21 protein-coding genes and 1 other annotated feature are annotated in these 23260 nt (G+C 55.5%); of the genes, 12 read left to right on the top strand and 9 right to left on the bottom strand.

All coding sequences use genetic code 11. The features are described from left to right. Positions 1-4: 4 nt before the first annotated feature. The 3 genes from HA50_RS04890 to HA50_RS04900 form a co-directional block, all read right to left on the bottom strand. The gene (locus HA50_RS04890; protein WP_084873200.1) at positions 5-265 is read right to left on the bottom strand and encodes a type B 50S ribosomal protein L31; all 261 of its coding nucleotides are present in this window, start codon (positions 263-265) and stop codon (positions 5-7) included. 151 nt (positions 266-416) lie between these two features. Further along, the gene (locus HA50_RS04895) at positions 417-3560 is read right to left on the bottom strand and encodes a multidrug efflux RND transporter permease subunit AcrB (RefSeq protein ID WP_084873203.1); all 3144 of its coding nucleotides are present in this window, start codon (positions 3558-3560) and stop codon (positions 417-419) included. Positions 3561-3577: 17 nt separating this feature from the next. Then, the gene (locus HA50_RS04900) at positions 3578-4774 is read right to left on the bottom strand and encodes an efflux RND transporter periplasmic adaptor subunit (protein WP_084873206.1); all 1197 of its coding nucleotides are present in this window, start codon (positions 4772-4774) and stop codon (positions 3578-3580) included. A gap of 142 nt (positions 4775-4916) precedes the next feature. On the opposite strand from HA50_RS04900, the gene acrR reads away from it, so the two are divergent. Further along, positions 4917-5555: a multidrug efflux transporter transcriptional repressor AcrR gene (gene acrR / locus HA50_RS04905; RefSeq protein ID WP_084873208.1), complete on the top strand. Its 639-nt coding sequence runs from the start codon at positions 4917-4919 to the stop codon at positions 5553-5555. 87 nt (positions 5556-5642) lie between these two features. On the opposite strand, the gene rsmS is transcribed toward acrR, so the two are convergent. From rsmS to priC, 3 genes are read right to left on the bottom strand one after another with little or no spacing between them, the layout of a single operon-like run. Further along, entirely contained in the window at positions 5643-5810 is a 168-nt protein-coding gene (gene rsmS / locus HA50_RS04910) for a pleiotropic regulatory protein RsmS (protein WP_084873210.1), read from the bottom strand. A gap of 8 nt (positions 5811-5818) precedes the next feature. Beyond that, entirely contained in the window at positions 5819-6064 is a 246-nt protein-coding gene (locus HA50_RS04915; protein ID WP_084873212.1) for a GlsB/YeaQ/YmgE family stress response membrane protein, read from the bottom strand. Positions 6065-6115: 51 nt separating this feature from the next. Continuing rightward, entirely contained in the window at positions 6116-6628 is a 513-nt protein-coding gene (gene priC, locus HA50_RS04920; protein ID WP_084873215.1) for a primosomal replication protein PriC, read from the bottom strand. A 57-nt stretch (positions 6629-6685) separates the two neighbouring features. Between priC and HA50_RS04925 the strand changes: the two genes are divergently transcribed. The 6 genes from HA50_RS04925 (at position 6686) to htpG (ending at position 12890) form a co-directional block, all read left to right on the top strand. Then, on the top strand, positions 6686-7072 hold the full coding sequence (locus tag HA50_RS04925) for a DUF454 family protein (RefSeq protein ID WP_084873217.1): 387 nt from the start codon (positions 6686-6688) through the stop codon (positions 7070-7072). A 146-nt stretch (positions 7073-7218) separates the two neighbouring features. Beyond that, entirely contained in the window at positions 7219-7770 is a 552-nt protein-coding gene (gene apt, locus HA50_RS04930; protein WP_084873219.1) for an adenine phosphoribosyltransferase, read from the top strand. 194 nt (positions 7771-7964) lie between these two features. After that, on the top strand, positions 7965-9929 hold the full coding sequence (dnaX, locus tag HA50_RS04935; protein ID WP_084873221.1) for a DNA polymerase III subunit gamma/tau: 1965 nt from the start codon (positions 7965-7967) through the stop codon (positions 9927-9929). Beyond that, positions 9271-9332, top strand: a sequence feature (DnaX frameshifting element). It overlaps the preceding gene by 62 nt. A gap of 53 nt (positions 9930-9982) precedes the next feature. Next, positions 9983-10312 (top strand): YbaB/EbfC family nucleoid-associated protein, encoded by a 330-nt coding sequence (locus tag HA50_RS04940; protein ID WP_021182290.1) that lies wholly within the window; start codon positions 9983-9985, stop codon positions 10310-10312. Continuing rightward, positions 10312-10917 carry a recombination mediator RecR gene (gene recR / locus HA50_RS04945; RefSeq protein WP_084873223.1) on the top strand — a complete coding sequence of 202 codons (606 nt, stop codon included), beginning with the start codon at positions 10312-10314 and terminating at the stop codon, positions 10915-10917. Before HA50_RS04940 ends, recR begins: the two co-directional genes overlap by 1 nt. Positions 10918-11015: 98 nt before the next feature. After that, positions 11016-12890 carry a molecular chaperone HtpG gene (gene htpG / locus HA50_RS04950; RefSeq protein ID WP_084873225.1) on the top strand — a complete coding sequence of 625 codons (1875 nt, stop codon included), beginning with the start codon at positions 11016-11018 and terminating at the stop codon, positions 12888-12890. A gap of 114 nt (positions 12891-13004) precedes the next feature. Here the strand turns inward: htpG and HA50_RS04955 are convergent, their stop codons facing one another. Continuing rightward, positions 13005-13874 carry a LysR substrate-binding domain-containing protein gene (locus HA50_RS04955; protein ID WP_084873227.1) on the bottom strand — a complete coding sequence of 290 codons (870 nt, stop codon included), beginning with the start codon at positions 13872-13874 and terminating at the stop codon, positions 13005-13007. A 198-nt stretch (positions 13875-14072) separates the two neighbouring features. Between HA50_RS04955 and HA50_RS04960 the strand changes: the two genes are divergently transcribed. From HA50_RS04960 to HA50_RS04975, 4 genes are all read left to right on the top strand, one after another. Continuing rightward, positions 14073-14963, top strand: a complete 891-nt coding sequence (locus HA50_RS04960; RefSeq protein WP_084873229.1) for a DUF6024 family protein — start codon at positions 14073-14075, stop codon at positions 14961-14963. A gap of 98 nt (positions 14964-15061) precedes the next feature. Beyond that, complete coding sequence (gene adk, locus HA50_RS04965; RefSeq protein ID WP_084873231.1) at positions 15062-15706, top strand: adenylate kinase; 645 nt, start codon at positions 15062-15064, stop codon at positions 15704-15706. Between the two features lie 114 nt (positions 15707-15820). Next, the gene (gene hemH, locus HA50_RS04970; protein ID WP_084873233.1) at positions 15821-16780 is read left to right on the top strand and encodes a ferrochelatase; all 960 of its coding nucleotides are present in this window, start codon (positions 15821-15823) and stop codon (positions 16778-16780) included. Positions 16781-16837: 57 nt separating this feature from the next. Then, on the top strand, positions 16838-18139 hold the full coding sequence (locus HA50_RS04975) for an inosine/guanosine kinase (protein WP_084873235.1): 1302 nt from the start codon (positions 16838-16840) through the stop codon (positions 18137-18139). Positions 18140-18227: 88 nt separating this feature from the next. Here HA50_RS04975 and ybaL read toward each other — a convergent pair whose 3' ends face one another. Beyond that, positions 18228-19916, bottom strand: coding sequence for a YbaL family putative K(+) efflux transporter (gene ybaL / locus HA50_RS04980; RefSeq protein ID WP_084873237.1), 1689 nt, complete (start codon positions 19914-19916; stop codon positions 18228-18230). A 207-nt stretch (positions 19917-20123) separates the two neighbouring features. After that, on the bottom strand, positions 20124-21326 hold the full coding sequence (locus HA50_RS04985; protein WP_084873239.1) for an MFS transporter: 1203 nt from the start codon (positions 21324-21326) through the stop codon (positions 20124-20126). A 164-nt stretch (positions 21327-21490) separates the two neighbouring features. Here HA50_RS04985 and ushA point away from each other — a divergent pair, with 164 nt between their 5' ends. After that, positions 21491-23257: a bifunctional UDP-sugar hydrolase/5'-nucleotidase UshA gene (gene ushA / locus HA50_RS04990; protein WP_084873242.1), complete on the top strand. Its 1767-nt coding sequence runs from the start codon at positions 21491-21493 to the stop codon at positions 23255-23257. The last annotated feature ends 3 nt before the right edge of the window (positions 23258-23260 follow it).

Raw genomic sequence — 23260 nt, forward strand, 5'->3', positions numbered from 1 at the left:
TCCGTTATGCCTTACTGCGGCCCAGGAAGCGGCCAAAACGCTGGTTGAAGCGTGCAGCGCTGCCTTCTTTGGCAAAGTCTTTCTGTTTACCGGTGTAATACACGTGTGATTTCGAAGAGACATCAAGCGTGACGTAGGGCAGCACTTCACCTTCGAACTCGATGGTGCGTTCGGTTTTGATGGTGGAACCCACTTTGAAATATTCGTTCGCCGTGGTGTCGTGGAACACCACCGGACGGTAATGAGGATGGATATCAGGTTTCATAATTTCTCGCCTTGTGTAATGTTATAATATAACAATAGTATGAACCTGAGCACGTGACAATGCAACTCGTAGCGGCGCGATTTATCGCGCGGGTTTTATCTGAGGACATAAAAAAAGGCCGCATCAGCGGCCTTTTAAGGAAGAGAAAATCTTAGTGGTTGACCGGATGGCCCTGTTCCAGCTCGCTCTTATTCTTGCTGAAACGACGGCGTACCACGACGAAGAACACCGGTACGAAGAAGATCGCCAGCGCGGTAGCGGTAACCATCCCGCCCATTACGCCGGTACCTACTGCGTTCTGTGCACCCGAACCGGCACCGGTACTGATTGCCAGTGGCAGTACGCCGAGGATGAAGGCCAGTGAGGTCATCAGAATCGGACGCAGACGCATACGGGATGCCTCCAGCGTTGATTCCACCAACCCTTTACCTTCTTTCTCCATCAGATCCTTGGCGAACTCAACGATCAGGATGGCGTTCTTCGCCGACAAACCTATGGTGGTCAACAGACCTACCACGAAGTAGACGTCATTGCTCAGACCGCGCAGGGTGGTGAACAGCAATGCGCCAACCACACCAAGCGGAACCACCAGCATGACGGAGAACGGAATTGACCAGCTCTCATACAAGGCTGCCAGACACAGGAACACCACGATCAGCGAGATAGCGTAGAGGGCCGGAGCCTGGTTACCGGACAGACGTTCCTGGTAGGACATACCGGTCCAGTCGTAGCCGATACCGGCTGGCAGTTTCGACGCCAGCTGCTCCATCAGGTTCATCGCATCACCTGAGCTTTTTCCTGGTGCTGCCTGGCCGAGGATTTCCATCGATGGCAGACCGTTGTAACGCTCCAGACGCGGCGAACCATATTGCCACTTCGCACTGGAGAAGGCTCCGAACGACACCATCTCACCGGCGCTGTTGCGCACATACCATTTGCTGACGTCATCCGGCAGCATACGGGCATTCGCCTGTCCCATCACGTACACCTTCTTCACACGACCACGGTCGATGAAGTCGTTGACGTAAGAACCACCCCAGGCGGCACCCAGTGAGGTGTTGATGTCAGACAGCGACACACCCAGTGCTGAGGCTTTTTCCTGATCAATAATCAGTTTGAACTGTGGCGTATCTTCCAGACCGTTAGGACGCACACCCACCAGGGTATCCGGGTGCTGTGCAATCATGCCGAACAACTGGTTACGCGCTTCAGTCAGTTTTTCATGACCCAGGTTCCCCTGGTCGATCAGCTCAAAGTCAAAACCGGTGGCGTTACCCAGTTCGATAATCGCTGGCAGGTTGAACGGAATAACCATCGCATCTTTGATGGCACCGAGCGCACGCATGGCACGGCCTGCCAACGCGGGTACTTTCAGGTCTGCGCTGCCACGCTCATCCCACGGCTTGAGGCTGACGAAGGCGATACCGGTGTTCTGTCCACGTCCGGCAAAACCGAAGCCGTTAACGGTGAATACCGAGTTCACACTGTCTTTCTCTTTGGTCAGGAAGTAATCCGTCACCTGATCCAACACTTTCTGGGTGCGTTCCTGCGTCGCACCGGCTGGCAATTGCGCCTGAGCCAGCAGCAGCCCCTGGTCCTCTTCCGGCAGGAACGAGGTGGGTAAGCGCAGGAACAGGTAGGCCATACCGATCACGATGAGCAGGTAAAGCACCAGATAACGGCCGGTGCTGCGCACGATATGGCCGACGCTATCAACGTAGTGATGGGTGCTCTTATCAAACATACGGTTAAACCAGCCAAAGAAGCCGGTGGTTTTGCCGTGGCTGCCTTTCTCAACCGGTTTCAGCATGGTGGAGCACAGTGCTGGCGTCAGAATCAACGCCACCAGCACCGACAACGCCATAGCGGAAACGATGGTGATGGAGAACTGGCGATAGATAACCCCGGTCGATCCGCCGAAGAAGGCCATCGGGATAAATACCGCCGAGAGCACCAGCGCGATACCGACCAGTGCGCCCTGAATCTGCTCCATCGAACGTTTGGTGGCCTCTTTCGGCGGCAGACCTTCTTCTGCCATCACACGCTCAACGTTCTCTACCACCACGATGGCGTCATCCACCAACAGGCCGATGGCGAGCACCATCCCGAACATGGTGAGCGTGTTTATCGAGTAGCCACAAGCGGCAATGATTGCAAAAGTCCCCAGCAGCACCACCGGTACGGCAATGGTCGGGATCAGCGTGGCACGGAAGTTCTGCAGGAACAGATACATCACCAGGAACACCAGCACGATCGCTTCGAACAGGGTTTTCACCACTTCGAAGATGGAGATTTTAACGAACGGTGTGGTGTCATACGGATACACCACTTTCATTCCCGATGGGAAGAAAGGTTGCAGTTTCGCTAATTCGGCTTTTACCGCAGCGGCGGTGTCCAGGGCGTTGGCACCGGTTGCCAGCTTGATACCGATACCGGAGGCCGGTTTGCCGTTATAACGTGCGATGATGTCGTAGTTTTCACCACCCAATTCGATCTTCGCGACGTCACGCAGGCGCACCTGGGAACCGTCGGTGTTCACCTTCAGCAGGATATTGCCGAACTCTTCGGTCGAGGTCAGACGGGTCTGCGCAATGATCGAAGCGTTTAATTGCTGGCCCGGAACCGGTGGCGTACCACCTAACTGACCGGCTGCCACCTGGGTGTTCTGCGTGCCAAGCGCGCTGATCACATCCACTGGCGTCAGCTGGAAGTTGTTGAGTTTGTGTGGGTCCAGCCAGATACGCATTGCATACTGCGCACCAAACACCTGAGTATCACCAACACCCGGGGTACGGCTGATCGGGTCTTTGATATTCGAGGCGACGTAGTCCGAGATATCGTTCTGCGTCATGTTCGGATCGTCACTGACGAAACCGGCCACCATCAGGAAGCTGCTGGAGGATTTTTTAACCTGAATCCCCTGTTGCTGTACTTCCTGTGGCAGCAGCGGCATTGCCAGCTGCAATTTATTCTGTACCTGAACCTGCGCGATATCCGCATCGGTCCCGGACTGGAAGGTAATGGTCAGGGTGAGGGTACCGGACGAGTCACTGCTCGAGGACATATACATCAGCCCGTCGATACCGTTCATATTTTGCTCGATGACCTGGGTCACCGAATCCTGCAGCGTTTTCGCATCAGCACCCGGGTAGGTAGCCTGGATCTCAATCGCTGGCGGAGCAACATTGGGGTATTGCTCGATCGGCAGACTGATAATCGATAGCGCACCTGCCAGCATGATGATGATGGCGATTACCCACGCAAAAATGGGGCGATCGATAAAAAACTTAGCCATGTATTAACGGCTCCTGTTTATGAAGACGATTTCTGAGACTGCGCCTGAGATTCGGGTGCTGCTTTGGTATCGTCTGACACTTCTTGTGGTGTTACCTGCGCACCCGGTTTGGCACGTTGCAGGCCGACGGTGATCACACGATCGCCCGCTTTCAGCCCTTCAGTGACCAGCCACTTATCGCCAATGGCCTGGCTGGCTGTCAGGTTACGCATTTCAACTTTATTGTCGGCACCGACCACCATGGCTGTGGCCTGACCGGTTGGTGTACGCGTTACCGCCTGCTGAGGTACCAGCAGTGCTGACGGGTTGGTACCTTCATCCAGACGCGCACGGACAAACATACCTGGCAGCAGGCGGTGGTCCGGGTTCGGGAAGACGGCACGCAGAGTGATAGAGCCAGTGGTTTCATCAACCGTCACATCCGAGAATTCCAGGGTGCCGGTCTGCGCGTAGGTGCTGCCGTTTTGCATCAGCAGGGCGACATTGGCTTTGCCATCGTTCTGCTTCAGCTGACCGGATTCCAGCTCTGCGCGCAAACGCAGGAAGTCTTCACTGGATTGAGTCACGTCGACATACATCGGATCGAGCTGCTGCACGGTGGCGAGTGCGGTGGTTTGCGCATTGGAGACCAATGCCCCTTCCGTCACGGAAGATTTACCAATGCGGCCGCTGATAGGCGAGGTCACTTTGGTATAGGCGAGGTTAATACGCGCGCTTTCCACATTTGCCTGTGCGGCCTGAACGGCGGCGGCATTCTGTGCAGCGGTGGCGACGGCGGTGTCATAATCCTGCTGGCTGATGTACTTCGTTCCCAGCAGCGGTTTGTAACGTTTTACCGTCAAATCGGCGATACGGGCATTGGCCTGGGCCTCAGCCAGCGCGCCTTTGGCGTTATCGTAGGTGGCCTGATAGGTTGCCGGATCGATCTGATACAGGGAAACCCCGGCCTTCACGTCACTGCCTTCGACAAAATTACGCTTCAGAATGATTCCCGAGACCTGAGGACGAACTTCCGCTACCCGGAAAGCCGAGGTACGACCTGGCAGTTCTGTAGAGATGGTCAGTGGCTCGTTTTTTAACGTCACAACACCCACTTCTGGGGGCTGCTGCTGGGCGGCTTGTTGGGATTTATTATCATCACATCCTGTTAACACAAAGCTGCCTGAAAGCATCAGGACGGCCGCCAGAGGGGCTAATCCTCTGTTTTTATTCATAAATAAACCTCGAATGTCCGATATCAAATGATCAATGGATCACAAACCGATAAACCCATTGCTGCGTTAAAACACGGGTCGTGCTATGGTACATACATTCACAAATGTATGTAAACTTGCCAGTTTGTAAAAAAAGTCCTCTATGGCACGAAAAACCAAAGCGCAAGCGCTTGAAACACGTAATCAAATTCTCGATGCCGCGTTAGCACACTTCTCTGAACACGGTGTTGCTGCTACTTCACTGACGGATATCGCAACGGCTGCCGGCGTCACGCGGGGAGCCATCTACTGGCATTTCAAGAATAAAGCCGATCTGTTACATGAAATCTGGCTACAGTGTGACGCTGGGCTTGACGATGTGGAACTTGAGTATCAAACAAAATACCCCGGCGATCCACTCTCTGTTGTACGTTCGATGTTGATCTATATCCTTGACGCCACTGCAAAGGATCCACAAAGACGCGCATTGATGGAGATCATTTTTCATAAATGCGAATTTGTCGGCGAAATGGCGACCCTGCAGAAGATGCAGCAAAGCTTATTGTTGGAATGTTACGACAGAATAGAAGATGTACTGCGTTTATGCATTGATGCGGGCCAGTTACCCGCCAGCCTTAATACACGCCAGGCGGCATTAATTATGCGCGCCAATATTAATGGGCTGATGGAAAGCTGGTTATTTAACCCGGAAAGCTTCGACCTGGCGGCGGAAGCGCCGTGTCTGGTGGATGCATTGCTTGATATGCTGAAATTTAGCCCTACGCTGGCCATGTCACGTTAATTTTCAATGCGTTGAGTGGATTCGTAGCGGCGCGATTTATCGCGCAACAGCAGCATCGTGCTAACGGATGCGCGATAAATCGCGCCGCTACAGATGTTGCTGGTCGGGGTTCTCAGCCGCGTTTTTCTGTTCATAATCGCGCTGGACAATCGCCAGCGCCGCCAGCACCGTGGCGGCAGGGATGCGGTTCTCCTCCAGCAGCTGAATTAAATCCACCGCCAGTTTGATCTCGTCTGATGCAGTTTCCAGGGACATCTTTGCTCCTAAATACGTAATTTCGCCACCACCAGCAACATCAGCAAGGCACCTGCCAGTGCCATGCCGACGGTGGGCAGGCTCAGGGTCACCATATCACCGGCGTTAAAATAACTCGCGATATAACCGCCGATCAGCGCACCGATCACCGTCAGTACCAGCGTAACGAAAAATCCGCCGGGCCGTCCGGGAAAAATCACCCGCTTTAACCAGCCGACAGCAATACCTGTCAGAATCCAGGTGATAAAGGCCATGCGTAACTCCTTCTGTCAGAAGAGAAGAGTATAGAAGAAAGGGCGATGGGCTCACCGTGCGGAAAATTGCAGTTCCAGCTTGTGTATCGCCTGACGGCAGCGGCCAAGGCGAACTTTTAGCTGCTCCACTTCGCGAATCAACTGCTGTTGGATACTCAGCGTCTCGGCGCGTTGCAGATGCTGCTCGCGTTCGGCAATCATTGCCAGCAAACGGGTTTCATAGCCGCGATACTCTTCGCGTTTTTGCTGTCTGCTATCACCCCGCGGGCGTTCGCGCGCCACGCGCAGCTGCTGGCTCTGGCACTCGCGTTGCAGGGCGGCAATCTGATCCAAGACCTTATCGGCCAGCCACTGGCGACGTGCCACATCGGTATCCGCGGCGGTGAGCTGCGCGATATTGTGTTCCAGCTCCCGTAAATAATCGGCCAGTCGCGTTCCCTTGCAGTGAAATAACTGGGCGTCAAAGCGTGGCTGACGGCAGCTGCCATCCGGCTGCTGAGCAATTTGCTGACGGAGCAGATCGAGGGTGGATTGCAGGCGTTGCTGGGGTTGCGGTAGGGGCATCACTCTTTTCCCGACTGTGTTAACGTAGCGCGGTATCGATTTTATCAGGCATCGGGCATGCAACGCATATTATTACTGACGCTTGGCTGGCTGGCGATTGTGCTGGGTACGCTGGGGATTGTATTACCTTTATTACCAACAACGCCATTCGTGTTGCTGGCGGCCTGGTGTTTTGCCCGTTCGTCACCGCGCTTTCATCACTGGCTGCTGTGGCGCTCACCTTTTGGCCGTTACCTGCGGCACTGGCAGCAGCATCGTGCCATGCCACCCGGCGCAAAAGGGCGAGCCATGTTGCTGATTATCCTTACCTTTGCCGTGTCCATCTGGCTGGTTCACCTGCTATGGGTGCGTATCATGCTGGGCGTGATGCTGTGCATTTTGCTGCTGTTTATGTGGCGCATTCCGGTGGTGGCAGAAAGTACAGACGAACGCGAAACGGATTGACAGGGTTGCATTTAGGCGGCCATTTGCTTAGATTTGGGCCTCTTCGTGCGTGGCTTCCCTCTGTGAACTGACTTCGCTTAACCCGGTCCCCGGGTAATGGCGCTATGGGAGCTGCGCGAAATAGAGATTTCATCAGGCGTAACACTATGACCGCAACTGCCCAGCAGCTTGAACTCATCAAAAACAGCATCAAAAGCATTCCTGACTACCCTAAGCCGGGCATTCTGTTCCGTGATGTCACCAGTTTAATGGAAGATCCGCAGGCGTATGCCGCGTCGATCGCCATCCTGGTTGAGCGTTATCGCGACAAAGGCATCACCAAGGTGGTAGGGACGGAAGCGCGTGGTTTCCTGTTTGGTGCGCCAGTCGCACTGGGTTTGGGTGTGGGTTTTGTCCCGGTACGTAAGCCGGGCAAACTGCCGCGTGCCACCTTCAGCGAAAGCTATGAGCTGGAGTACGGCACTGACACGCTGGAGCTGCATCAGGATGCTATCCAGCCGGGTGACGTGGTGCTGGTGGTGGATGATCTGCTGGCAACCGGCGGCACCATCGAAGCTACCGTGAAACTGATTCGCCGCGCGGGCGGTGAAGTCAAAGACGCCGCCTTCATTATTAACCTGTTTGATCTGAGTGGCGAAGCACGTCTGCAAGCCATGGGCCTCGACTGCTTCAGCCTGGTCAATTTCCCCGGCCACTAAGGCCAGTGCGCTCCGCCTTAGCGCGGGGCGCGACTTCCGCAAAGTAATAGGCATATCCTGTTGTGGCTGTTAGACTACTGCCAAAATAAACAGGGTTTGCAAAGCAGCATTTTTCCCCTTTTGACTTACGGCGGACTGCGGTTCTTCAGCCGTGCCGCTGTGCCAACTCAACCAAATCCAGTGATCGAATCCACATGAGCTATCAGGTACTTGCGCGAAAATGGCGTCCCCAGGCTTTTGCTGACGTAGTCGGTCAGGAACATGTGCTGACTGCGCTGGCCAACGGGTTGTCACTGGGACGAATCCATCATGCTTATCTCTTTTCCGGCACTCGTGGCGTGGGTAAAACCTCGATTGCGCGTTTGCTGGCCAAGGGCCTCAACTGCGAAACCGGTATCACCTCGACGCCCTGCGGCGTATGTGATAACTGCCGGGAAATTGAGCAGGGACGTTTTGTCGATCTGATTGAGATCGATGCCGCCTCGCGGACCAAAGTCGAAGACACGCGTGACCTGCTGGATAACGTGCAGTACGCACCTGCGCGCGGACGCTTCAAAGTCTATCTGATTGATGAAGTGCATATGCTGTCGCGTCACAGCTTCAACGCGTTGTTAAAAACGCTGGAGGAGCCACCGGCGCACGTTAAATTCCTGCTGGCCACCACTGACCCACAAAAACTGCCGGTCACCATTTTGTCGCGCTGTTTGCAGTTCCATCTCAAGGCGCTGGATGTGGAACAAATTCGTCAGCAGCTGGAGCATATTCTGCAACAGGAGCAGATCGCCGCAGAGCCGCGCGCACTGCAACTGCTGGCGCGTGCAGCCGAGGGGAGCATGCGTGATGCCCTCAGTCTGACCGACCAGGCGATTGCCATGGGGCAGGGCAGCGTGACGCGCGATAGCGTGGCGCAGATGCTCGGTACGCTGGATGATGAGCAGCCGCTGGCGTTAATTGAAGCGCTGAGCGACGGTAACGGCGAACAGGTGATGGCGCTGCTGAATCAGGCGGCGTCGCGCGGTGTTGAATGGGAAGCGCTGCTGGTGGAGATGTTACGCCTGCTGCATCGTATTGCGATGGTGCAGTTACTTCCCAGCTCCCTCAGTGATGATGAGTTCAGCCAGGCACAGCGCCTGCGTGAACTGGCGCGCGTGCTGCCACCTGCGGATGTGCAGCTGTATTACCAGACGCTGCTGATGGGGCGTAAAGATCTGCCGCTGGCACCGGATCGGCGTCTGGGCGTGGAGATGACTTTGCTGCGTGCGCTGGCGTTCCATCCACAGGCGGCGATTGCCGAACCTGTGGCGCGCCCGGTATTAACCCCCCAGGCGGTTCCGGCTCAGACCCCGGTCCCGACCCAGGTTGTGGCGGCTCAACCACAAATGGCACCGCCACAGACTGAAGCGCCGCCGATTCCTGCCGATTATCCTGATATGCCCCCTGCGCCGGAAAATCTGCCGGATGCGACCAGCCAGTTATTGCAGGCGCGTACCCAGCTGTTGCGTCAGGGAGCCAGCAAAGCAAAAAAGAGTGAGCCGGCAGCGCGTTCCGCGCGGCCGGCTAATGCGGCGCTGGAACGTCTGGCTAACGTCACGGAACGGGTACAGCAACGCAGCGAGCCGGCGGTAAAGGCGACGGCGAAGCCGGAAGCGTATCGCTGGAAGGCGCAAACGCCGACTGAGGAAGTGATCGCTGCCCCGGTTGCGACGCCAAAAGCCTTGCGTTCGGCACTGGAGCATGAGAAAACGCCTGAGCTGGCGTTGTGTCTGGCGGAAGAAGCGCAGCAGCGCGATGCCTGGGCAGCTGAAATCGCAGCACTGACGCTGCCGAAGCTGGTGCAGCAACTGGCGCTGAATGCGTGGAAAGAGCAGGGTGACAACAGCGTCTGCCTGCATCTGCGCAGCAGTCAGCGCCATTTGAATTCAGGTTCTGCGCGCCAGGTGTTAGCGGAAGCACTCAGCGCGGCCGCCGGTCAGACAGTTGAACTGACCATTGTTGAAGACGATAATTCCACGGTAATGACGCCACTGGAATGGCGTCAGGCCATTTATGAAGAGAAGCTGGCGCAGGCGCGTCAGTCGATCATTAGCGATACCCACATTCAGACGTTGCGTCGCTTTTTTGATGCCGACCTGGATGAAGAGAGTATTCGACCCGTATGAACACGCTGCCGCGCGATGAGCGCGCAACGCAGCCCCAGCAGAGAGAGAAAACTATGTTTGGAAAAGGCGGATTGGGCAACCTGATGAAACAGGCCCAGCAGATGCAGGACAAAATGGCCAAAGTTCAGGAAGAGATCGCCGCGCTGGAAGTGACCGGCGAATCAGGTGCTGGCCTGGTCAAAGTTACCATCAACGGCGCGCATAACTGCCGTCGCGTAGAAGTCGATCCCAGCCTGCTGGAAGATGACAAGGATATGCTGGAAGATCTGATCGCTGCGGCATTCAACGACGCAGCACGCCGCATCGATGAAACCCAGAAAGAGAAAATGGCTTCCGTATCTGCCGGTATGCAGCTGCCGCCAGGCTTCAAGATGCCGTTCTGATGCAAACCAGTCCACTGCTTGAATCTTTGATGGAGTCGCTGCGTTGCCTGCCGGGCGTGGGTCCGAAGTCGGCGCAGCGTATGGCGTTTCATTTGTTGCAGCGCGATCGCAGCGGTGGCATGCGTCTGGCGCAGGCATTGACCCGCGCCATGTCGGAAATCGGCCACTGTGCCGATTGCCGTACCTTCACCGAGCAGGAAATCTGCACCATCTGCGCTAATCCGCGTCGTCAGCAAAACGGTCAGATTTGCGTGGTGGAAAGTCCGGCGGATATCCACGCCATTGAGCAAACCGGCCAGTTTGCCGGACGCTACTTTGTGCTGATGGGCCACCTGTCGCCGCTGGATGGCATTGGTCCGCACGATATCGGGTTGGATCGCCTTGAGCAGCGTCTGGAGCAGGAAAGTTTGCAGGAAGTGATCCTCGCCACCAATCCAACGGTGGAAGGGGAGGCGACGGCAAACTATATCGCCGAGCTGTGCAACCAGTATGGCGTTGATGCCAGCCGCATTGCGCACGGTGTGCCGGTGGGGGGCGAGCTGGAGATGGTCGATGGTACCACCCTGTCGCACTCGTTAGCCGGACGTCATAAGATTAAATTCTGAACACTTGCTGGTGTCGTCACTGACACCGGCTTGAAATTCTCCGCACCATCCCCATCTCTTCCTCAACGTTCGATCAACCCGATTCAGTTGAGGTAGCAATGACCATGAAAGGACAAGAGACGCGTGGCTTCCAGTCAGAGGTAAAACAACTTCTGCACCTGATGATCCATTCCCTCTATTCAAACAAAGAGATTTTCCTGCGTGAACTGATCTCCAACGCCTCTGATGCGGCTGACAAACTGCGCTTCCGCGCGCTGTCGGCACCGGATCTGTATGAAGGCGACGGCGAGCTGCGTGTGCGGATCTCGGTCGACAAGGAAAATCGTACGCTGACGTTGAGCGACAACGGCATCGGCATGCGTCGTGATGAGGTGATTGAGAACCTCGGTACCATCGCGAAATCAGGCACCAAAGCGTTCCTGGAATCGATGGGTTCTGACTCGGCAAAAGACAGCCAGCTGATTGGCCAGTTTGGTGTCGGTTTCTACTCTGCTTTTATCGTGGCCGATAAAGTCACGGTGCGCACGCGTGCCGCCGGTGCCAGCGCTGATGAAGGCGTGTTCTGGGAATCGGCTGGCGAAGGTGAATATACCCTCGCAGAAATCGAAAAAGCCGATCGCGGCACCGAAATCACCCTGCATATGCGTGAAGGCGAGGATGAGTTCCTTGATGCCTGGCGCGTGCGCAGCATCATCAGCAAATATTCCGATCACATCGCGCTGCCGGTAGAAATCGAAAGCAAAGATGAAGAAAGCGACGCCACCAGCTGGGAAAAGATCAACAAAGCCCAGGCGCTGTGGACGCGTAACAAAGCGGAAATCAGCGACGAAGAATACAACGAATTCTACAAACATATCGCCCATGACTTCAGCGATCCGGCGATCTGGAGCCACAACCGGGTGGAAGGTAAGCAGGAGTACACCAGCCTGCTGTATATCCCGGCACGCGCCCCGTTCGACATGTGGAACCGCGACCACAAACACGGCCTGAAACTTTATGTTCAGCGCGTGTTTATCATGGATGACGCCGAGCAGTTTATGCCGAACTATCTACGTTTCGTGCGTGGTCTGATCGACTCCAATGACCTGCCGCTTAACGTGTCGCGTGAGATCCTGCAAGACAGCCGCGTAACCCAAAGCCTGCGTGGCGCGCTGACCAAGCGCAGCCTGCAAATGCTGGAAAAACTGGCGAAAGATGACGCGGAAAAATATCAGCAGTTCTGGAAAGAGTTCGGTCTGGTACTGAAAGAAGGTCCGGCGGAAGATAATGCCAACCAGCAGCAGATCGCTAAGCTGCTGCGTTTTGCCACCACACAAAGCGAAGGGGCGGAACAAACCATTTCGCTGGAAGATTACCTGAGCCGTATGGTGGAAGGTCAGGATAAGATTTACTACATCACCGCCGATAGCTACGCTGCGGCGAAGAGCAGCCCGCATCTGGAGCTGTTCCGCAAAAAAGGTATCGAGGTGCTGCTGCTGTCCGATCGTATCGACGAATGGATGATGAGCTACCTGACCGAGTTCGACGGTAAATCCTTCCAGTCCGTGAGCAAAGCGGATGAATCGCTGAGCAAGCTGGCTGACGAAGAAACCGAAGAACAGAAGGAAGCGGAAAAAGCGCTGGAGCCGTTCGTTGACCGCGTGAAAACCCTGCTGGGCGAGCGTGTCAAAGAAGTGCGTTTAACCCATCGTCTGACCGATACTCCGGCGATTGTCACCACTGACGCCAACGAAATGAGCACCCAGATGGCGAAACTGTTCGCTGCTGCGGGCCAGGAAGTGCCGGATGTGAAGTACATCTTCGAACTGAACCCGGATCATACGCTGGTGAAACGCGTGGCAGATACCCAGGATGAAAGCCGCTTTGGTGAATGGGTGGAGCTGCTGCTGGATCAGGCGCTGCTGGCTGAGCGCGGTACGCTGGACGATCCTAACCAGTTTATCCGCCGTATGAACCAGCTGCTGACGGCTTAACATAAAAAGGGCGGCTTCGGTCGCCCTGATACATCAGATCCATGTAGCGGCGCGATTTATCGCGCTTTTTTTTTGAACAAAGGTCAAAAGAGCGCGATAAATCGCGCCGCTACGTTAATGCAGTGCCTCATCCCGTAACCAATCGCGAAACAAGGTAATTTCCGCATCATGCTGCCGCGAGGCTTTGGTCATCATCCAGGTGGCACGATCTACGCGCACAAAGCCGAGCGGAGCGATCAGCGTGCCGTCGTTTAACTCCTGACGCACCAGCAGGCGCGGTGCCATGATCACCCCCAGCCCATTTCTTGCCGCCTGGATACCCAGCGTGAGATTGTCGAAATGTTTACCCACCCAAAAATTACCCCGGGTGCCACTGGTTTTCGACCATTCGGCCCAGGCGTGCAGTCGCGTGTCGGCATGCAATAGCGGAAGCGTGGCCAGGTCCTGTTCATTCTGGAAACGCGCAGCAAATTGCGGGGCGCAGAGCGGGCCGATGTAATCATCGCTGATCAGCGTGGCATCAATATCGTCATCAGGTGACTGTTCATAGCTGAGAATCAGTACATCGGTGTGTTCGCTGCGCAGCAGATCGATCTCCACCAATTGCTGGAACTGGATCTCAATGTCGGGATAACGCAGATAAAAGCTGCTGATACGCGGAATCAACCATTGGGAAAGAAAACTGGGGGCGCAGGAGACGCTGAGGTGATGGCGCATACCGGTACGAATACTTTCGCAGGTGGTGGACAGTTCGCTAAAGGCTTTCTGGCAACTGACCAGCAAGCGCTCACCATGTGAGGTTAATTTGACGCGTCCATTGGTGCGAACAAACAGAGGCTTGCCCATCCAGCTTTCCAGCTGACGAACCTGATGGCTGATGGCGCTGTGAGTCACATGCAGGCGTTCAGCGGCAACGCTAAAACTGCTGTGGAGGGCCGCCTGGTGAAAATAATGCAGTGCGCGTAACGAAGGTAGCCCGGTCATACTCATCCCCTGTGTAAAAACCTAACAGGGATTGTCAGTTTATATCATTTCAAAGTCCAGCCGCATTGGCCTAACCTTTCCCCCTGATTATGGCGGGTTGACTGGCAGGCGTCTCTGTGTTTACGCCGGTGATTTTCGCCATGGACCTGAGCATCACCCGCCATCCCACACAGCAAAAAATAAGAGAATAATCACGCGATGGCTCGACAGAATGCTTCTGCCAGGGCGGCGGCGCGCGATCGGCTTCGCGGCTTGCTTTCCCGCCACTACCGGCTTGAACAGTATGACCTGTTCTTTGCACCTTCATTACATATTGCGCGGGTGTTGCTCTCGCAGCTGTTCTTACGTCAGGAGCAGGCGCGCAATCAGTCTCGTTTTGCCTCGCAATATCGCGCCAGTGAATTAAGCGTATTACCGGCGGTTCCGGTCATGGCGGGGAATATCGCGCTGATTGAACATGTTGATCTGTTCTATGGCCGCGTGCGTCCGCTGGATGAGTGTCAAAGCCAGAGCGTAACGGATGCGTCTGAGTCTTTTGCCTCGCAATTGCACCGTCGTCTGATCAGCGATGCCCGGCTATTTGTGGCGCGTCTGGATCGCCACGCAGAATTAAGCGCAGATCTGGTGTTGATCGCTTTGCGTACCCAGGATTTCAGTACGCTGGTGCGCAGCGAGTTGCGGTTGTTTGAACAGGGGCTGGCCCTCGGCGATACGCCGGAGCAGGCGCTGGCGCAGATGGCGGCAACGGGGTGGCGACCTTACAATATCGCCAGTGTCGACACCATCACGCTGGAAGCGCCATTTTCACTGCAATCTCTCCAGCAGCCCGGCCTGCCGTTTGCAATTTTGCCGACACTGCCCGGCAAGCCGCCACCGGAGCCGAATCCCGATTTGCAGCTGTGGCCAGTACAAAGGCGCATGTTGTTACGTGCCAATGTGCGCGGTAGCGCAACCAAAAGTCAGAATATGACCAGCACACTGGCGAAGCGTCTGCGCGAGCTGCTGAATAGCGGTCGCGATTCTGAAAAAGTGGAAAAATCCCGCATCGGGCTGGTATCCGCAACAAAAGGCAGTAAAGTAGGACATTAGGCGTAACCGCGCCCCCTTTCCTTGTGGTGCGCGGGTCATAATGGTATGGTCTTCGCCTTCTCAGATTGATCAATGCGATTCGCAAGGGGAATTACGCAATGCGTATTATTCTGCTCGGGGCACCGGGCGCAGGTAAGGGCACTCAGGCTCAATTCATCATGGAGAAATACGGTATTCCGCAAATCTCCACGGGCGACATGCTGCGTGCGGCAGTGAAAGCAGGCACCGAGCTGGGCCAGCAGGCGAAAGCCATTATGGATGCCGGTAAACTGGTGACCGACGAGCTGGTAATTGCGCTGGTTAAAGAGCGTATTACCCAGGAAGACTGCAAAAACGGTTTCCTGCTTGATGGCTTCCCGCGCACCATTCCGCAGGCTGATGCGATGAAAGAGGCGGGTATCAACGTCGATTTCGTGCTGGAATTTGCCGTGCCGGATGAACTGATTGTGGATCGCATTGTTGGCCGTCGCGTGCATGCGCCGTCTGGTCGTGTTTATCACATCCAATACAACCCACCGAAGGTGGAAGGTAAAGATGATGTGACCGGCGAAGAGCTGACCACACGTAAAGATGACCAGGAAGAAACCGTGCGTAAACGTCTGGTGGAATACCATCAGCTGACCGCGCCGCTGATTGCTTACTACAGCAAAGAAGCAGAAGCCGGTAACACGCAGTACCACAAAATCGACGGCACCCGCCAGGTTGCTGAAGTGAGTGCACAGCTGGCAACCATCCTCGGTTAAGCCATCTCAGGGCCGGTTTACCGGCCCTTTTGCAGCAATTGCTTTCCCCTCCGGCTTTTTCCGCTACAATTTCTCCCGATTTTGACCCATTCGTTTTGACAGCAAGGAAATACAATGAGGCAAGAAAAGCCCGGGGTTTTACTGGTCAATTTAGGCACACCAGAGGCACCCACTACACCCGCAGTTAAACGTTATCTGAAACAATTCCTTGGTGACCCGCGAGTGGTTGATACACCGCGCTGGCTGTGGTGGCCGATTCTTAACTTCATCATTTTGCCATTTCGATCGCCGCGCGTGTCCAAACTGTATGCGTCGGTATGGATGGATGAAGGTTCACCGTTGATGGTGTTCAGCCAGCGGCAACGCGCTGCGCTGGCGCAGCAGCTGGATATGCCGGTAGAGCTGGGAATGAGCTACGGTCAACCGAGTCTCGATGGTGCGGTGCAGCGCCTGCTGGCGCAGGGCGTGACCAAATTGATCGTACTGCCACTCTATCCGCAATTCTCCTGCTCAACGGTGGCTGCCGTGTGGGATGGCCTGGCGACCAGCTTCAAACCGCTGCGTTCACTGCCAGAAGTGGCATTTATCCGTGATTATGCCGAGCATCCGGCGTATATCGCCGCCCTGAAAGCGTCAGTCGAGCGTTCGTTTGCACAGCATGGCGAGCCGGATCTGCTGGTCCTTTCTTATCATGGCATCCCGCAGCGCTTTGCTGACGAAGGCGATGATTATCCGCAGCGCTGTAAAGACACCACCGCTGCACTGGCGGCTGCGCTGGGTATCGCCCCGCATAAAATTATGATGACCTTCCAGTCGCGCTTTGGCCGCGAGCCGTGGCTGACGCCTTACACCGATGAAACCATGCAGGGTTTACCTGCGAAAGGTATCAAACATGTACAGGTGATGAGTCCGGGTTTTTCCGCCGACTGTCTCGAAACGCTGGAGGAGATTAGCGAGCAGAATCGCGAATTTTTCCTGCACGCTGGCGGTGAAAAATTTGAGTATATTCCTGCACTCAACGCGGACGATGAACACATCGAAATGATGGTTCAGCTGGTCAACGCACGTCGTTAAGGGAGCGGCAGAGAATGTGCTATCATTCTCTGCCTGATTTTCCACACGGCATCCCCCATGAAATTTCCCGGCAAACGTAAATCCAAACACTACTTCCCCGTTAGCGCGCGCGATCCGCTGCTGCAGGTTTCGCAACAGATTCAGGAGGAGGGGAGCTGGGTGGTCGGTATTGACCAGACGCTGGTGGATATCGAAGCGAAAGTTGATGATGACTTCCTGCAACGCTACGGCCTCAGCGCCGGTCATTCGCTGGTAATTGATGATGCGACCGCTGAAGCGCTCTACAACGAGTTGGTGCGTGACCAGTTGATTAGCCATCAGTTTGCCGGTGGCACCATTGGCAATACGCTGCATAACTACTCGGTGCTGGCCGATGATCGTTCGGTGCTGCTGGGGGTGATGTGCAGCAACATCCAGATTGGCAGCTATGCCTATCGCTACCTGTGCAACACTTCCAGCCGTATGGACCTCAACTATTTGCAGGGCGTTGATGGCGCGATTGGCCGCTGCTTTACCCTGATTGGCGAGCAGGGCGAGCGTACGTTTGCCATCAGCCCAGGGCTGATGAATCAGTTGCAGGTCGCCAGCATCCCGGAAGAAGTCATCGCGGGTGCGTCCGCGCTGGTGCTCACCTCCTATCTGGTGCGTTGCCAGCCGGGCGAACCGATGCCTGAAGCGACGTTGCGCGCGATTGAGTATGCCAAACAACATAATGTGCCGGTGGTCCTGACGCTGGGCACCAAATACGTCATTCAGGATGATCCGCAGTTCTGGCGTGATTTTCTGCGCGACCACGTCTCCATTGTGGCGATGAATGAAGAAGAAGCCCTGGCGCTGACCGGTGAAACGGATCCGCTGCTGGCAGCCAATATGGCGCTGGACTGGGTCGATCTGGTGTTATGTACGGCGGGGCCGACCGGGCTTTATATGGCGGGCTTTACCGAACAGGAATACAAACGTAAAACCAACCATCCATTGCTGCCGGGGGCGATTGCGGAATTTAACCAGTTTGAGTTCAGCCGCGCGATGCGTCAGCAGGATTGTCAGCAGCCATTGCGTATCTTCTCGCATATCGCCCCGTATATGGGCGGGCCGGAGAAGATTATGAACACCAACGGCGCAGGCGATGCGGCTCTTGCGGCGCTGCTGCATGACATCACCGCCAACAACTTCCATCGTCAGAAAGTGCCGAACTCCAGCAAGCATGCACGGGAATATCTGACCTATTCGTCACTGGCGCAGGTGTGTAAATATGCTAACCGCGTGAGTTATCAGGTGCTGAACCAGCATTCACCGCGTCTGACGCGTGGCCTGCCGGAGCGCGAGGATAGCCTGGAAGAGTCGTACTGGGACAGATAAGCATCAGGCCCGTAGCGGCGGGATTTATCGCGCGTTTTTTCAAACCAGCGCGATAAATCGCGCCGCTACAGTATTTGCGATAGCCCGCTTAAATCGGGCACTCACGCACAATCGGGTTTTGCGCGATCGCTTCTTCCAGCATATGCAGCATGCTGTTGGCAATCTCGCGTTCACCCATCACCACGCGATTGGCACCACGCTCAAGGATATATTCCACCTCGTCGTCATAATGGGCGCGGGCGATAATCTCAATATTGTCACGCTTCTCACGGGCGGCAGTGACAATCTCACCGGCTTCATAGCCATTGGGAATGGTCAGCAACAGCCAGCGGGCGCAATCAAGCCGGGCCAGTTCCATGGTATCGCTGCGGGCGGCATTGCCCAGCACCGCTTTGATCCCTTGATCGCGCAGGGCTTCCACGCGCGCTCGTGAGTTTTCCACGACTACCAGCGGGACATCGGCTTCCATCAGTTTCTGCCCCAGCAGGCTGCCGACACGGCCATAACCGACAATCACCGCGTGATCGCAGATATCCACCGGAATTTGTTTTTCTTCTTCAATAGCTTCCTCCAGAGTCTGCTCTGCCATGGTCTCGGTTTTTTCGAGATAGCGCTCCAGCAGGGTGAACAGAATCGGGTTGAGCATAATCGAGAGAATAGCGGCGGCCAGCACCAGATTGCGTCCCTCCTGGCTCAGCAATCCCAGCGAAATGCCCAGACCGGCCAGAATAAAGGCGAATTCGCCAATCTGCGCCAGGCTGACGGAAATCGTCATGGCAGTACGGCGTGAGTGGCCCAGCAGCGTCACCAGCAGCCAGGCGGCCACGGATTTACCCACCACGATGATCACCAGCGCACCCAGCACCGCCAGCGGCTGTTCGATCAGGATCATCGGGTCGAACAGCATACCCACGGAGACGAAGAACAGCACCGCAAAGGCATCGCGCAACGGCAATGTATCGTGCGCCGCGCGATGGCTCAGTTCCGATTCATTCAGTACCATTCCGGCGAAGAACGCGCCGAGGGCAAAGGAGACATCAAAAAACTCAACCGCACCAAACGCGATGCCCAGCGCCAGTGCCAGCACCGCAAGGGTGAACAACTCGCGTGAACCGGTGGCCGCGCTTTTTGCCAGAATCCACGGCACCGCACGACGGCCTACCACCATCATCAGTACCATAAAGGCGACCACTTTACCGATGGTCAGTAACAAATCCCACGCCAGTAGCGTCGGGCTGGCATTGCCTTGTTCCAGCATACCAGCGATGGCCGGGAGCAGTACCAGCGTCAGCACCATCACCAGGTCTTCCACAATCAGCCAGCCGATCGCGATTTGCCCGCGCTGGCTGTCAATCAGCTGACGCTCCTCCAGCGCACGCAGCAACACCACGGTGCTGGCGGTGGAGAGACACAGGCCAAACACCAGTCCGGTCATCACTGACCAGCCCAGCGCCCACGACAACCCCATTCCCAGCAGCGTTGCCACGGCGATTTGCGCCACAGCGCCAGGAATGGCGACGGACTTTACCGACATCAAATCCTTCAGCGAAAAGTGCAGCCCCACACCAAACATCAGCAGAATGACACCTAACTCAGCCAGTTCGGGTGCCAGATTGGTATCGGCGACGAAGCCGGGCGTGAAGGGACCCGCGAGGACGCCAGCCAGTAAATAACCGACCAGCGGTGAAATGCGCAGGCGATTAGCCAGCATACCAAGGAGAAAGGCGAGGACCAGTGCCCCGACAATGGTGGTGATCAACGGTGTGGTGTGATGCATGCCTGTCTCCTTGTGTGCAAATGTATCCGCTTGTAACAACCTAGTCTACTGCACAATGGCTAACGGCGTTTATACATTTGCGCAGAATATGTAGAAAACTGAGAAAAAAGCCGCCGAAGCGTCATTTTCATCAGTTATCCCCCTCTATCGGCAGGATTTATGCTGAATAGAGGGGGAAGGGAAAAATAATTCCCCCCGGAAACTGGCTTAGGCGTGACGATTATCAGGCAGGAAAGCAGTCAAAAGGCCAATAAGTGGCAGCCAGGCACAGATTTGGTATACCCATTCGATGCTGGTGTGGTCTGCAACCACGCCCAGTACCGCGGCACCCAATCCACCCATACCGAAGGCAAAACCGAAAAACAGCCCGGAAACCATACCGATACGTCCCGGCAACAGCTCCTGCGCATAGACCAGAATGGCGGAAAACGCCGAGGCGAGAATCAGGCCAATAATCACGCTCAATACGCTGGTCCACATTAATGAGGCATGTGGCAAAAGTAGTGTGAAGGGGGCCACGCCCAGAATTGAACCCCAGATAACATATTTACGGCCAATCTTATCGCCAATCGGTCCGCCAATAATGGTGCCAGCCGCCACTGCGCCCAAAAAGGCAAACAGATGAAACTGCGATGCCTGCACCGAAAGGCCAAATTTCTGCATTAAATAGAAGGTGTAGTAGCTACTCAGGCTGGTGAGATAGAAATACTTGGAAAAAATCAGCAGCAACAAAATGCTGATCGCCAGCGCCACTTTTTTGCGTGGCAGCGGGTTCGCTGGCGTGATGGTGGTTTTGGCTTTAGCGGCGCGCTGCTGGTGGCTATACCAGCGGCTGACCTGCAACAGCACGATAATCCCCAGCAGTGCTGCCAGCACAAACCAGCCGAGGTGGCCTTTGCCATAGGGGGCGACAATCATCGCCGCCAGCAGTGGGCCGAGGGCGCTGCCAAAGTTACCTCCCACCTGGAACAGCGATTGCGCCAGACCGTGACGTCCGCCAGACGCCATACGCGCCACGCGTGATGATTCGGGATGAAACACCGATGATCCGCTACCCACCAGCGCGGCCGCCAGCAGAACCTGGACATAATCGCTGGCAAAGGTCAGCAGCACCAGACCACACAGCGTAAAGCCCATCCCGACCGGGAGTGACCAGGGTTTGGGGTATTTGTCGGTGTAATAACCCACCAGCGGTTGCAACAGAGAGGCGGTAACCTGAAAAGTCAGGGTGATCAGGCCAATCTGCACAAAGTTAAGGCTGAAATCTTTTTGCAACAGTGGGTAAATCGCCAGCAGCAGTGACTGCAACATATCATTCAGCAGATGGGCGAGGCTGATAGCCCCTAAAATGCCAAATGCAGTACGCGCCGGAGCGCGTGTCGGGGAAGTGAGGGTATGATCGCTTGCCATAAAATTCCTGAAATGTGCCAATTTTCGTTATCAAGTTGTTACTTCTCACATGACTCTATAAGCCTTTCATCTTGAGTTAAAGTGCGATCTGTGCGACACAGAAGGGCGATAAAGCACATAAAGTCCACTGGTTAGTGGAAACACGCAGAATAAGGAGATCGGCTTTGTTGTTACTTCCACGCAGAACGCATTGGCTGGCGTTGATCATCTTACTGTTGCCAATGCTGGCACAGGCCTGGCAAACCGATCGCACCTATCGTCTGACTATCCTGCATACCAACGACCAGCACGGCCATTACTGGCCTAACGCGCAGGGTGAGTATGGCCTTGCGGCGCAGAAAACCCTGATGGATTATCAGCGCTACGATGCACAGTCCAAAGGAAACGGCGTGTTGATTCTGTCGGGTGGCGACGTGAATACCGGTGTGCCGGAGTCTGATTTGCTGGATGCGGAACCCGATATCCGCGGCATGAATCTGGTGGGCTATGATGCAATGGCGTTGGGGAATCATGAGTTTGATAAGCCGCTCAGCGTGTTACAAAAGCAGCAAAAGTGGGCCAAATTCCCTTTCCTTTCCGCCAATATCTACGACAAAAGCACCGGTAAGCGGCTATTCAAGCCGTGGGCGGTCTTCAACCGCATGGGTCTGAAGGTGGCGGTGATCGGCCTGACGACTACTGATACGCTGCGCATTGCCAATCCCGCCAGCGTGGCTAACCTGGATATTCGCGATCCGGTCACGGAAACCGAAAAGGCGGTGGCGGAACTGCGTGCCAGCGTAAAACCGGATGTGATCATTGCGCTGACCCATATGGGCCATTATGACGATGGCAGGCACGGCAGCAATGCGCCGGGGGACGTGGAACTGGCACGTAGCCTGCCGCCTGGCACCATCAACCTGATTGTCGGTGGTCACTCGCATGATGCGGTCTGTATGGAAAAAGAGAATGTCAGCGTCAAAAATTATCAGCCAGGCCAGCCCTGTCAGCCGGATCGCCAGAATGGCGTGTGGATTGTGCAGGCGAAAGAGTGGGGGAAATATGTCGGGCGCGGCGATTTTACTTTCCGCAACGGCGAGCTGTCGCTGGAAAACTACCAGCTGATCCCGGTTAACCTGAAGCACAAGGTGAAGAATTTCGACGGCAGCGAGTCGTGGCTGACCTGGCAGGAAGAGATTCCGCAGAACCCGGCAATGATGAAATTGCTGACCCCGTTCCAGAAACGTGCTGAAGCCAAACTGGATGTGAAGGTTGGCAGCAGTGATGGTGTTTTTGTCGGCGATCGTGATCAGGTGCGTTTTGTACAAACCAATCTGGGGCAGCTGATTTTACGCGCTCAGATGGCGGCGACCAAAGCGGACTTTGCGGTGATGAGCGGTGGCGGCATTCGCACCTCGCTGGCGCAGGGGGAGATCAGCTGGCGCGATTTATTGCAGGTGCAGCCGTTCAGCAACCAGGTGGTTTCCGTGACGCTGACTGGCCGGGAATTGCTGGCGTATCTGGCAAAGGTCGCCAACATCACCACCGATGCGGGCGGCTTTGCGCAGTTTGCCCATATCAGCCTGGTGGCTGATGGCAGCAGCGTCAGTGAGGTAAAAATCAACGGTGTCCCGCTGGATATGGATAAAACCTATCGCATGGCGACCAACAGTTTTAACGCCACCGGCGGTGATGGTTATCCGCGTATCGACAACCATGCGGGCTATAGCAACACCGGGTTGCGTGATGCCGATGTGTTGCGTGACTGGGTCAGCCATCATTCACCGCTGAAGGTGAGTGATTACGCGCCAGGTGATGGCATCGTTCACCTGACGGAAGCACAGAAGCAGCAACGGGATAAAGCGCAGGAGCCACCGCAGGAGAAACCAAAGAAACGCAGCTATCCGCAAACGGTGCTGGCGTGGATTCTGCCCCATGCGGTGGAGAAATAAATC

Source organism: Pantoea cypripedii (genome assembly GCF_002095535.1).
Taxonomy (GTDB): domain Bacteria; phylum Pseudomonadota; class Gammaproteobacteria; order Enterobacterales; family Enterobacteriaceae; genus Pantoea; species Pantoea cypripedii.